Raw genomic sequence first — 12273 nt, forward strand, 5'->3', positions numbered from 1 at the left:
AACTATCACCCCGCTTTTAGCGGGGTTGACGGCGGTGATGATACCGGGCGACATAACGTTAAGTTCTTTATGAACTTTTTTCTCTACGGTCTGCATTAGGCGGTATAGCTTATGGGCTGCGGATTCTAGGGGGTTAAATAACCCAGTGGTATCTAACATTTTTTACTCCTTAAATGTAAATAATTGATAACTGAAAGGTGAAAACTGAAAGTGGACAGCTTTTTAATTCTTAATTCTCACCTTTCACCTTTCAGTTACCACTACTCAATTACGGGTTACTGTTTTTTCACTTGAGGAGAAAGTTTTAATTTTTTTTGATATTTTTTTGTTAAGGGTAAAAGCGACTAAAAATAGTTACCGAAGTAATTCTGCTCTTGACAAAGCCGCTAAAAATGATGACAATAGAATATCTTGTAATAAGGAATTAATAATAAATTGTCAACCAAAGAAGAAGCCATAGAAGTAGAAGGTTTAGTTAGAGAGGCCTTGCCTAACACAGTATTTAAAGTAGAACTAGGCAGCGGCCACACCATTATGGCGCACCTTTCCGGTAAAATGCGTAAACATTACATTAGAATTGTACCCGGCGATAGAGTGAAGGTGGCCCTTTCGCCCTACGATTTAACACGCGGCCGTATTATCTTTAGAGAGCGTTAATTGTAAACTGCTTTTTGTAAAATAGGGTAGCTTTACATCATTTTAATACGTCATTTTAGTATTATAATTCATGCAATATCTATACTGGTATTTTATTGCGGTTAATAAATTAGTAACCGCTTTGTAATTTATTTTGAGTTGACTAATCTTGTAGCGTAATTTATACTTACTATGTATTTTTTTAAAACAAAGGAGAAATAGTAAGATGTTATTTATCATAGGAGTTATTGTGGTTTTAGCGGCGCTATCGGTAGCGGCCAAAGCCGTAAAAACGATAGAAGGTAAAACCTTAGAGATAAAGGCTTTAAGCGGTAATACTAAAGTAGCCGAAGCCGAAGTAAAATTACTAGAGGTAGAGATGGCTAAAAAAACCGCCGCCGCGGCGGCCATTGCCGCGGTGATAGCTGCCCTTTTAGTAACATTGGGTGCAAGAGGTTTTATCTTTAGGGGGTTTAGTCCTGTACGTGGTGTGGGACGTTTCGGTGGCGGCCCAATGTGGGGTACTGGTTACGGTTATGGTTATGGTCCGATGATGGGCGGTAGGTTTGGTGGCGGCCCAATGGCTAATTTTACCGGCGGCGGCCAGCTTAATATGGTATTGATGGTGCTGGGTTTAGCTATTATCATTATTACTACGGTAGCGGCCGTAAAAGTTGTAAAATCGGCTTTAGCGGCTAATCAAGCTTCGCTGACAGCGGTAAAAGAAGTAAAGATAATCCAAACCGGCTCAGAAATTAATTAGCTAATTACAGAGTAGTTTAAATAAAAAAGAGCGGTGAAAGCCGCTCTTTTTTGTGCCAATCGTTTTATATTATTTTATATGACTACATTATTTAGCAGATAGCGCCCATTATTTACACCTTATAATATAATTACATATTTTGATTGTATTTTTACTTGGCAAATTATTTTTTTATTGCTATATATTATGTATCTTTTGAAATAAAAAATAGTTGAGGTGAGATCATGGTACTAATATTTATAGCTATGGGAATGCTATTTATAGTAATATTGTTGTGGTTTATGAAAAAAGGAGCCGAGCCGTTACTTAAAGCAGCCGAAGAAGCGGAAAAGATGGCTAAAGAAGGAGTGGAGGGAGATATAGAAGCCTTGAAGACTGCTGTGACGGAGTTAGAAAAGATTATAGGGGAAAAAGGAGAGAGTGATGATGACATACTACAGAAAGCAAAGGATATTATAAAAGCAGCAAAGAATGAAATAGGCAAGCAGATTAAAACAGCAAAAGAAGAGAGAGAAAAAGAGAAAAATGAAATAAAAGAACAAGTAAGGCAAAAAAAAGTTATGTTAAAGGAGCAAAAAGCTAAAGTAAAGTCTGTAGAATCTGAGATAAAAACAAGAGAGCATAAGTTAGAAAAAGAAGAAGATGCGTTAAAGGGTATAGAAACGAAAAAGGAAAGAATACAAAACGAAATAGAAGAAAAGGAAAAAAAGATAAAAATATTACAAGATGATTTAAATAAAAAAAAGCAGGACTTAGAGTCATTAGAAAATAAACCAGATAAACAGTTATCAAATGAAGTAAAAAAACTAGAGGATAAATTAAATACACAGACAGGGAAATTGGCTACTTTGAAAAGCAGAGAGGAAGAGATAAAAAGAGAGTTAAGTAAAATAAAAGAGGAAATAAATAAATTAACTAGTGAGCTAAATGAACAAAAAGAAGAGCTAGTAACGGCAAATGCTCAAGAAGCGACAGCAGAAAAGGATATAGAGGGGGAAGAGGATAAGCTGGAAAGAGCAAAAGATAAACAAAAAGAGAATGAGAATAAAATAAAAAACATAAAAATTGGAATTAAAAACGTAGAGGATATACTTAAGGAAAAAGCGATAGCAGAAGCTATGGCGGCAGCAAAATCTACAGCAAAATTAGGATTTAAAGCTGGTATAGGAGCCGGAATAGGAGCTGGAGTTGGGGTTATAACTGGAGTGGTAATAGGTATAATAATAGTAGGTGAAGGGGCTGAAAGGGCCGCAATGATTGCTGCAATAGGTGCAGTAGCAGCATTAGGTTTAGGACTAGGAATACCTCTTGGAGCATCTTTTGGAGTAGAATTAATGAGGATAATGGAGTACAAGTTTAAAGTTAAAAAAATAGAAGTAAAAGTAAAGAAAATACTCATAATACTTTCATTCATTATATTAATAATTGGTATTGTTATTGTTTGTATCATAAAACAAGAGAAAGTCGAAAGTCAAGAACTTCAGAGTTTAACTTTAAGCGAAGAATTGCATACAGACTTAGAACAAGAACCCATTATTTGGTTACAAGATGAAGATGACATAAGAACTGAAAACGAAGAGTTAAATCAAACAACAGAGCCATCAAATAATATAAAGCGAAAGAGGTTTCCTACCAATTAACCCTGCCGCCAAATCCCACATTAACTTGTCTATTAACACTATTAAAACGCCTCAGGTTTAACCTTACATTACTGCCGGTCTCTAAAGTAAAGTTGGTAGCATTACCCATTAAAGTAATAGGGCTGGGGCTGCTCACATTTAAAGCTAGGTTAGTTACATTACTCTCTATTGTGCCGCTAACGGCGCCTCCTAAATTTAAATTAAGGTTAGCGCCGGTTAGAGCGGTTTCTGTAAAGATACGGCGGTTGGTAGTAACCGTTAAGTTTTGTAAGCCATTAACGGGCACACGCACCAGCAGTTGGGCCGGCCCCATCGGGTTAAAGCCTTGACGGCTGCGAATAATAACTACGCCGTTAGCCTCTTGGATTATTTCTACCGCTTCGGGCGGCAGTAAAATTTGCAGGCTGCCGCTGCTGGTAAGCTCTACATCTAAGTTACCGGCGATAATCAACTGAGTAAAGTTGTATGGCATAGGGGTACTAGCCGCTACCCAGCCGGTAGTTTCGTCCAGTGGCCAGTTAGCCGTATTGGTAATATTGCCAAAATTGATACACGAACTTAATAATATTAAGGTTAGTAAAATAAATGCTTTCATTTTTATAATGGTTAAAGCTGTAACTATTATGCTTTTTAACTATTATACAGCCCGATAATAGCGGCATTGTAACTAAGCTAAAAACCCTCATAATAAGAGGGTTTTTACTGTAAAAATTAACGTTTACTAAACTGAAAGCGGCGGCGAGCGCCTTTTTGGCCGTATTTTTTACGTTCCACCATACGGCTATCGCGCCTTAATAGGCCGTTGGCCTTTAAAGACGAACGGTTACTTTCATCGTAGACCGTAAGGGCTCTTGCAATACCGTGCCGGCAAGCGCCGGCTTGGCCGTTAATGCCGCCGCCGCGTACGGTAATAACTAAATCGTATTTACCAAGCGTATCGGTAACATTAAAAGGCCTTTCAAGCTGCATAGCTAAGCTGCTTAAGGCAAAATATTCTTTAACATCTTTTCCGTTTACTTTAATATTGCCATTGCCATTGCGTAGATAAACCCTAGCAACTGCCGTTTTACGCCGCCCTACACCAATGGCTAAATTTAAATTACTTTTCATATTATCTCCTTTTACCAGTTATGAAGGGTGGGTTGTTGTGATTGATGAGGGTGCTTCGCATCGGCATAAATTTTGGCCGAACGCAGCATAGCATTACCAAGCGGCCCTTTGGGTAACATACCTTTTACGGCATCGCGCATAGGGCGATCGGGCCGGCGAACAAGCATTTTTTGGTAGCTAAAGCTCTTTAACCCGCCTAAGTGGCCGGAGTGATGGTGGTACATTTTATCTTGGGCTTTATTACCGGTAACGATGGCTTTAGCGGCGTTAATAATAATAACAAAATCGCCGACTTGTTGATGCGGTGTGTAATAAGCGCGTTTTTTACCGCGTAAAATACTGGCGGCTTCGGCAGCTACATCACCTAAAACTCTTCCTTCGGCATCAATTAAAAACCATTGCCGCTTAACTGTGTTTGGTTTAACAAATATTGTTTTCATCTTTTTTATCCATTTAAGTATTTGTTTTAATAGGCTAACTAAATGTAACGGTTGTTAGCCCCTTTAAACATTGATAGACAAGGCATCATTTATTTATAGTAAATTTTTAGCTTTTGTGCAAGAGGTTTTAGCAAAAAAATAATAAAAGTAAAATTTTAAGTTATTAAAGAAGGCGGGCCATAACTCGGCAAAAGATAAAGTTTAGGGCGCTGTTTTTGTAAAGCTGTTAGATAGTTTTGATTTATTTCGCTGCTATTGGGATTAATATCTTTAGGGCTAAATAAATAATTATTTATTAATAAAGCAGTTGTTGCTTTATCAACAAAAAGCGGGCAAAAGGTTACGTTTAGTTCGGCTAAAGTGAGTTGCCGGTTAGCGTTAGGTAAGTTTTGGGGATAATAAATTTTTAGATTAGCATATATTTTTTTTAGCAAATTAATAACTTCGCGATTGGGGTTAGCGGTAAACAAGACGGCCTCCGGGCTAAAATTATTGTTTTGGATAAAGTTAAATAACTCTTTGTTAAAAAAAGCCGGCTCTATGAGTAAGCCATTATTGTGCCCTTGCCGGCTTATTAAGTAGCTGTTGCAGCCGCTTTTAAAGTTAAATATTTTAATATCCAGCTTGGTCATTATTTTATTGTATACTAAATTAATTTAAAAGAATAGCCGCCTACTAGCAATATTTACAGCAATAGGTTATACTGTAAATTGCTATGCGTAAGTACCAAATTACCGACGGCGTTTATTACCTTGATATTAGCGAGGCCAATTTACGCGTGTTGTGCGGCAGCCCAATGGACATAGTTAAGAACTTAATGCGTTCGGGCTTTATCCAAAAACTCGATGACGAGGGCTTCTTTGAAAGTGGCCCTAATGCCATTTTGCTTAGCGATGTTTCGGTACAAAATGGTGGATTATGCAATTTAACCGAATTTCCTATTATGCATATGTTTTATCAACAAGGTATGCGGATAGAAGGGCACGATAACTTTGGCCAAAAACCTTTAGTGATAGGCATACCGGAGCAGATAGAGGCCCAAATAAGTTACCTTGAGCGCGGGGCCAATGGTTTAAGCGATAACGAGCTGGCTAACGAAGCCAATTTGCCGCCGCATAACAAGCAAGAGCTGTTGGCTTTAAAGAAAAGCTTTAAGGGCGGCAATTTAAAATCGGCCAGCGATTTAATCGATTTTAAAGCCATCGAATTTAACGAAACCCCCATTGCCATTGCCGATGGTATCGATATTGTGCGTATGGGTATTAATGTTTACCTGTTTATTGCCGGTAGTGATGAAGAGATTATCGACTTAACCCTTACGGCCGACCAGCATTATGCCGTGCCTTACAACTTGGGTTTTTATCCTTCTACCCGGCGCGATTTTTCTATTATTCATAGCGGCGAAGGTAATGGCTGGAACCGCAACCATGCCTCGATGGCCTCTATTGTTTGCGCTAAAGGCAAATATTACATTATTGATGCCGGCCCTAATGTGCTGGAAAGCCTTAATAAGCTGGGCATTGCCATTAGCGAGGTTGAGGGTATTTTTATGACCCATGCCCACGATGACCATTTTTCGGGCTTAACCAGTATTATCCGCAGCCAAAAACGCATTAAATTTTTTGCTATCCAAGCCGTTAGGCTTTCTATCATGAAAAAGTTAGCTTCGTTAATTAACTTTAACGCTAATTTATTTAAAAACTTTTTTGAAATTTGCGATTTAACTTTAGATAGCTGGAACCAGTTAGATGGTTTTGAGGTGCTACCCATTTTAAGTCCGCACCCTATCGAAACCAATGCTTTCTTTTTTAGAATGGCCGAAGGCGATGGTTACCGTAGTTATGGCCACTTGGCCGATATTATTAGCAAACGTGTTTTTAATAACTATATTAATGCCGATACGGCCGACAAAGCCATTTTGCAAAAATGTTACGACTATACGTGGAGTAACTATTTGCGCAGTGTTAATGTGAAAAAGATTGATGCCAACGGCGGCCTAATTCATGGTGAAATAGAAGATTTTGAGGGCGATAGCTCGGGGAAGTTGGTGGCCAGCCACACCACCGGCGAGCTAAGCGATAATCAGCGTTTTTTGGCTTGTAACGGAGTTTTTGGCAGCGAAGAGCTGCTTATTGCGGCTTCGCAGGATTATTTACAAATTAATGCTTTAACTTATTTAGACCAGCACTTTCCCTTTGCCGGCAAAGAAGAAGTTTTAAAACTTACCGGTTTTAAACGTATTTTAATTAATGCCGGAAATATAATTATTACCAATAATGTTATACCAGACTGCGTTTATTTAATCCTCTCCGGTACCGTAGAATATTTAAGTTTGCAAAATAGCGTGCAAAGGTTTTTAGAGGCCGGAGCCATCATCGGTGATGCCAGTGTCATTAATAATAAAGCTACGCAGGGTTGTTACCGTGCCGAAAGTTATATTAAAGCTTTACAAATTCCTTCTTCTGTGTTTAGAGAATTTATTAATACAAATGTCAATTTTGATAAATTTAGTGAAACTTTGCATTTGTATCACTTATTGCAAAAATCGCCTTTATTTAAGCCGGTAACCGATAGGTCGCTGGTGCAAAATCTTATCAAAAGCACCGATTTATATTATTACGATTATAACGAAAACGATACCTTGTTAGAAGGTAATAATAATTATATTGGGATTATTTTAGAAGGTATGGCCGGCCTATTTTATGAAGATACCTTAGTAGAAACCCTTAACGTGGGAGATTATTACGGGCAAGAAGGTTTTTTAAATAGCGGCGATTTAATCCCCAGCGTGGTGGCTTTATCGCCTATCTCGGTGCTGTGTTTACCTTTTGAGATTTTTTTAAAGATACCGGTACTGTTGTGGAGTTTAGTAGAATCGGCCGATAAAACCGCTAAACTTATTGCCCAAACGGCCAGATTAAGCAAACTTACCGATAACGATAATCTTGTTTTGTAGCTGCCAAATTAATCTATTTTAAAACTATCGGGGAACAACTTGTGCATTTGCTGCTGCAAGGTAGCTTCTTCGGCTTTGCGTACACCGGCTAAACATTTGTGGCATAATACTTTGTATTGCTCGCTGCCAATATAGCCGCCAAAGGGCAGTTTAATATGAGTTACGGCGGTTTCGGCCCGGCAAGCCGAGCATACAGCCGTTAAATGGATTATCTGGCTGGCGTGCGGTATTAAATTACTTACCTGCTGCCATTCATCGTGGCTGCCGCGTACATACCCTTTGCTGTGCAGGCTTACCACCACAATGTGGTAATCTTCGTTACAGTTAATAATATTGTCTACATTAACATCATTTAAAAATTGGCCTTCATCTATTACCATCTTGTCGTGTAAAGGCGGCAAAAAGTGCTCAAAATAAACGGCCTTAACGGCGGGCACATCGGTTTCGCGGCTTAGGTAACCGCGGTTAGCAAAACTGGGCACATAAAAGGTGTAGTTAGGGTAGTTGCGTAAGGCGTAGGCCGATTTGCCGGCATACATAGTGCCGAGTATTAAAGTGAGTTTCATAAATAATTTTTAATTCTTACTTTTTAATTTATAAACGATGGCTTCTTCTTTAAAGCCTAAATTTTTTAGACTAAGACCAAAATTTTGCAGTTGCTTGCTAACGGTAAGCTCTATGCTTAAATCCTTATTTTGCTGCCGGTTAATTAAATAATGCAACAAGCGGGTGGCTAAACCTAGCTGACGAAAAGCCGGCACTACCTCGATATGAGTAATAATTAATTTATTAGTAATAATATTAGCCTTTAAATAACCGCAATTATTGTAGCCATCACTGATAAGATAGTCAATAGTATTCCCGGTCGATTTATCCGTAATAAAAAAATCGCTATCGATAAGTTCATCTGGGTTTACCTCAAACTCGGTCTTAAGGTCTTCCAGCTCGGCTTTACCGGCCAGTTTTTCGTACCACTCGGTAATATAATGTTTAAATTTTTGCTCTTTATAACTATACCAAGCCAGCTCTAATTGGCTGTTAGCTTTTAAATAATCTTTAAAACGCCTAAAAAGTTTTTCTCTGCTATAAAAAAGTTTTTTTAGCTCACTATCATTAGTGCTATGGGTAAAATCTAGCATTAATTGGTAGCCATCTTTACTTTGCCAAGTCGGCAGCGGGGCGTAGGCGCTATCATCGGTTATAACGGTTGCGGCCGGCAGCAGCTCACCGCTGTTAAGATTGATGAGGCTAACTTGCTGCTGGTTTTCGATATAAAAAGTAATTTTTTTAATAATTTCGGTAGTTAAAGTAAACATAGCCACTCGGCCTTTTTATGCGGGCCAACCTTTTAGTAATAAATAAATATTTTTTATAAAGTAACAGATTAATCTGTTACTCTTTAATAATTTTTTGTATATAATCGGTTTTAATAAAACCAATAAAATACACAATAAAACTAAGCACACTAGCCGCCGCCGCTAAAATAAAAAAGAGCGGGGCGATGGTAAGCCGTAACGTTAAGTAAGCAGTTGTCGGCAAAAAGAAGAAAGCTGCGTTTAGTAGCATAAACATACCAATTAAACTAACGGCAAAGTAAAAAAAGGCTTTGGTTTTACCGCCTTTATTGGCGGCCAAAGTAATGCCGGCTTTGTTAAGCACCGCCCTAATAAAAACGATAGAAAGCTCGCGCCAAAAGATGATGATGAGCGGCCAAGCCGGTAAAAAACCTACTTGTACAAATAAAAAAAAGTAAGTTATGCGGCTAATTACATCGGAGAAGGGGTCCATAATTTTGCCCAAATCGCTTACAAGGTTATGTTTGCGGGCGATGTAGCCATCAAGTATATCGCTAAGTTCCATTGCCAGCCACATAACCACCAAAAAAAGGCTTAAGGCTTGGGTTAAACTGCTGGAGCGGCTATAAAAGGCCGCTAAAAAAAGCACATAAAAGATAGGGGTAACGGCCATACGGCTTAAAGTAATTTTATTAGGTAGTGTCATAGTTTTAAATATAAAAGATAAAGCCTAAAATGTAAATGCCCGCCGCCTTTTTTGCGGAAGACTGCTTGGTTAATTTTGCCCCGAATACGATTTGAACGTACGACCTGCCGCTTAGGAGGCGGCTGCTCTATCCAGCTGAGCTACCGGAGCAATATTTTTTGAGTATAGTTACTTTTGCTGGCTATGTCAAGGCAAAGGTTGTTTTTAATTTTTATTAAATATTTATTTACTATTTTTACTAATAAAATCAATCAAATTATCTTCTTGCGTTCCCAAGCTGTTTATGGCCGTAGTTAAAATTTGCGTAATGCCGGCTAACTTAGCATAATTTTGTTCTATAAAGTTAAGATTAAGTTGCCCGTTATTATTAATGGTAATAAAAGTTTCTTTAAATTGTTTAATTAAAGCTACTTGCTCGGAGGATAACTGCGGGTTAGCCGCCGCCCACTCTAAAAGGGCTTTAACTTTAACTAAGTGATAATCTTCTTCTTGTTTATAGGCTTGCCATAAAAAAGGTTTGCCGCTTAGCAGGGCGCGGCTTAGGCTGTCTTCACCCCTTACTAGGTTATAATCGCACAGCTGCACGAGCTTATCGTAATCGCTTAAATAAAGATGGGGTAAATGGATACAATTTTTCGGCAGCAATTTAGGTTTGGGGCTAACAATAAAAAAAGCGGTGGCCGGCTGGGCGGCCAGTTCGTCAATGTTGTAATGATAAAGATAAAGGCTAGCATACAAATTAAAAATTAAACATTGAGAATTAAACATTGAGAAGAAGTTTTTTTTATTTATATTTAATGTATTGTTGCTTACTAAACCGCCGGTGCCGTTGGTTACACCGGGCATAAAGAAATATTTTTTACTGCCGCCGCCTATTAACGAGGGCTGCAAATGGTAGCCGCCGGCCCAGCTTTCGGCGGTAAAGTATTCTAGGTTAATAACGAGGGGCGGCCTTTGGTAGCCTACCGGCAGTTGGCAGGCCAGCATCTCGATGGCGGCATCGGCTTTATTTAACTTAGCCGCTTCGTCATCATTATAAAGCCGGATACCCCGATAGCTCCCCGTATCATCGTAGTTAAATAATTTGTTAAAAAAAGAATAATTATTGCAAAAAAAGCGGATAACCCACGCCGGCTTTTTGGCCTTAACGGCTAAGGCTAGCCGCATAGCTACCGCAACATCGCCGTAATAATCTATTACCTCGCAAAAAATATCAATAGTCAAAGCGTTTCTCTTAGGTTACTCCGGCAGATTGTCGTAATTGGGCACTATTTTAACGGCGCCGGCTTTTACACTGGCAGCTAACTCTTTAGTGGTGCAGTTATTAACCCTTTTAACCTCTCTTCTTATTACAGCTACTTTATTTTCATTAAAAACTTCTTTACCATCTATTATTAATGGCACCTCTTTATCTTGCTTTTCCTCAACATAACACAACCTAAATATACGGTTATGGTCATTTGTTAAATAAACAAATCGGGTTATTAATACACTAACTACCATGTTTTCATCAACAAGGGCAAGCAGCCCTTTAAATTGCAGTACCGCTAAAAAGACAGCCGCACCGGCAAGAATAAATATAATAAAAAGGCTAATATGTACATCGGTAATTATAGAAACAGTGGCTAAAACAGCTGTAGTAAAAAGAAGGAGCAGGGCATATTCCCGTATATCTTTAAGCTTAGCTGCAAACAGTAAGGCCAAAATAATCCCAGCCCCGCCGGTGGCGGTGAAAGCCCATAACCATAAAATAATAGTTGGAATGATAATATAGAGAGATTTAAAGTGCAAGGCCGCTATAAATAACGGTACCGCTAAATATAGAACATTAAACCAGCCAGACTCATGTGCCCAGCCGTAAAAATAAATAACGGCAGCGGTTAGAGCAAGGGCTATTATAAAGCAGACAATATACAGGGCAAAAATAAGTTTTTTATTTTTAATAAACTCTCGTAACTCGGCAACGGCTATAAATACCGCCGTATAAGCCGCAACAACAAGAGCGGTGTTAAGCACAGGAAATTGCATAACCAAAAGTAACTGTGCTGCCGCATTGGCCGTAATAAAGAAAAACGTTACAAAAGTAAGCTGGGGCGTAAACTTTTTAGCCCGCAACATAAAGAGCGGTAATAAAAAAAAGCCTGTCTGAGCAGCTCCTATACCCCAAATCCAGCTTAAAGCAGCCAAAGCTATCAGCCAAAACCAGCCTTTGTAAAGCCCCAGCGCCAAAAGAGGAGCTAAAAAAGCTAAAAGGTTAAGCGGCTGGAAAATGCCGCATTGCAACCTCATCATTAAAGTGATAATTTCCATACCAAATAATCCTAAAAAACATGCCAGATAAAGTTGTTTAAGACTCATAATTTAAATTACCACACTTAATTTTTGTTTTTTATTAAAAATTTTTACCAGCGGGGGCCAGTGCCGCTACCGGTGCCAAAAAAAGGCTCAAAAGGCACATTGGCCATAACATTACCGGCTAATACCATAGTTAAAAATAAAACAGCTACTAATTTTTTCATTATTAAATACTCCTGTGTTTTTTATTAAAAATTTTTACCAGCGGGGGCCAGTGCCGCTACCGGGACCAAAAAAAGGCTCAAAAGGCACATTGGCCATAACATTACCGGCTAATACCATAGTTAAAAATAAAACAGCTACTAATTTTTTCATTATTAAATACTCCTATATATTTTAATATGGCTTATAGTGTAGCCTTATTTTTAAAAT

Annotated in this window: 13 protein-coding genes and 1 tRNA gene; 4 read left to right on the top strand and 10 right to left on the bottom strand. The window is 38.5% G+C overall.

Going from position 1 to position 12273, the window contains the following annotated elements; translation table 11 throughout:
- Positions 1-435 precede the first annotated feature (435 nt).
- The 3 genes from infA to FWE37_07055 all read left to right on the top strand — a co-directional run bounded on the left by infA (position 436) and on the right by FWE37_07055 (position 3039).
- Entirely contained in the window at positions 436-657 is a 222-nt protein-coding gene (gene infA, locus FWE37_07045) for a translation initiation factor IF-1 (protein MCL2520737.1), read from the top strand.
- Between the two features lie 205 nt (positions 658-862).
- The gene (locus FWE37_07050) at positions 863-1399 is read left to right on the top strand and encodes a hypothetical protein (GenBank protein ID MCL2520738.1); all 537 of its coding nucleotides are present in this window, start codon (positions 863-865) and stop codon (positions 1397-1399) included.
- 281 nt (positions 1400-1680) lie between these two features.
- Positions 1681-3039: a hypothetical protein gene (locus FWE37_07055; GenBank protein ID MCL2520739.1), complete on the top strand. Its 1359-nt coding sequence runs from the start codon at positions 1681-1683 to the stop codon at positions 3037-3039.
- On the opposite strand, the gene FWE37_07060 is transcribed toward FWE37_07055, so the two are convergent.
- The 4 genes from FWE37_07060 to FWE37_07075 all read right to left on the bottom strand — a co-directional run bounded on the left by FWE37_07060 (position 3029) and on the right by FWE37_07075 (position 5221).
- On the bottom strand, positions 3029-3634 hold the full coding sequence (locus tag FWE37_07060; protein ID MCL2520740.1) for a DUF2807 domain-containing protein: 606 nt from the start codon (positions 3632-3634) through the stop codon (positions 3029-3031). The two genes, FWE37_07055 and FWE37_07060, sit on opposite strands and share 11 nt — an antisense overlap.
- A 116-nt stretch (positions 3635-3750) precedes the next feature.
- Positions 3751-4149 carry a 30S ribosomal protein S9 gene (gene rpsI, locus FWE37_07065; protein ID MCL2520741.1) on the bottom strand — a complete coding sequence of 133 codons (399 nt, stop codon included), beginning with the start codon at positions 4147-4149 and terminating at the stop codon, positions 3751-3753.
- 11 nt (positions 4150-4160) lie between these two features.
- Positions 4161-4589, bottom strand: coding sequence for a 50S ribosomal protein L13 (gene rplM / locus FWE37_07070; protein ID MCL2520742.1), 429 nt, complete (start codon positions 4587-4589; stop codon positions 4161-4163).
- A 155-nt stretch (positions 4590-4744) separates the two neighbouring features.
- Positions 4745-5221: a hypothetical protein gene (locus FWE37_07075; protein ID MCL2520743.1), complete on the bottom strand. Its 477-nt coding sequence runs from the start codon at positions 5219-5221 to the stop codon at positions 4745-4747.
- 83 nt (positions 5222-5304) lie between these two features.
- Between FWE37_07075 and FWE37_07080 the strand changes: the two genes are divergently transcribed.
- Positions 5305-7545, top strand: a complete 2241-nt coding sequence (locus FWE37_07080) for a cyclic nucleotide-binding domain-containing protein (GenBank protein ID MCL2520744.1) — start codon at positions 5305-5307, stop codon at positions 7543-7545.
- An 8-nt stretch (positions 7546-7553) separates the two neighbouring features.
- On the opposite strand, the gene FWE37_07085 is transcribed toward FWE37_07080, so the two are convergent.
- The 6 genes from FWE37_07085 to FWE37_07110 form a co-directional block, all read right to left on the bottom strand.
- Positions 7554-8111: a hypothetical protein gene (locus tag FWE37_07085; protein MCL2520745.1), complete on the bottom strand. Its 558-nt coding sequence runs from the start codon at positions 8109-8111 to the stop codon at positions 7554-7556.
- A 9-nt stretch (positions 8112-8120) separates the two neighbouring features.
- Complete coding sequence (locus FWE37_07090; protein ID MCL2520746.1) at positions 8121-8861, bottom strand: GNAT family N-acetyltransferase; 741 nt, start codon at positions 8859-8861, stop codon at positions 8121-8123.
- 76 nt (positions 8862-8937) lie between these two features.
- Positions 8938-9546, bottom strand: a complete 609-nt coding sequence (gene pgsA / locus FWE37_07095; GenBank protein MCL2520747.1) for a CDP-diacylglycerol--glycerol-3-phosphate 3-phosphatidyltransferase — start codon at positions 9544-9546, stop codon at positions 8938-8940.
- A gap of 76 nt (positions 9547-9622) precedes the next feature.
- Positions 9623-9696: transfer RNA gene (locus FWE37_07100), tRNA-Arg, on the bottom strand.
- A 72-nt stretch (positions 9697-9768) separates the two neighbouring features.
- Positions 9769-10770, bottom strand: a complete 1002-nt coding sequence (locus tag FWE37_07105) for an elongation factor P maturation arginine rhamnosyltransferase EarP (GenBank protein MCL2520748.1) — start codon at positions 10768-10770, stop codon at positions 9769-9771.
- A gap of 15 nt (positions 10771-10785) precedes the next feature.
- Entirely contained in the window at positions 10786-11904 is a 1119-nt protein-coding gene (locus tag FWE37_07110) for a hypothetical protein (protein MCL2520749.1), read from the bottom strand.
- Positions 11905-12273 lie beyond the last annotated feature (369 nt).

This window comes from Spirochaetaceae bacterium, assembly GCA_009784515.1.
Lineage (GTDB): Bacteria > Spirochaetota > Spirochaetia > WRBN01 > WRBN01 > WRBN01.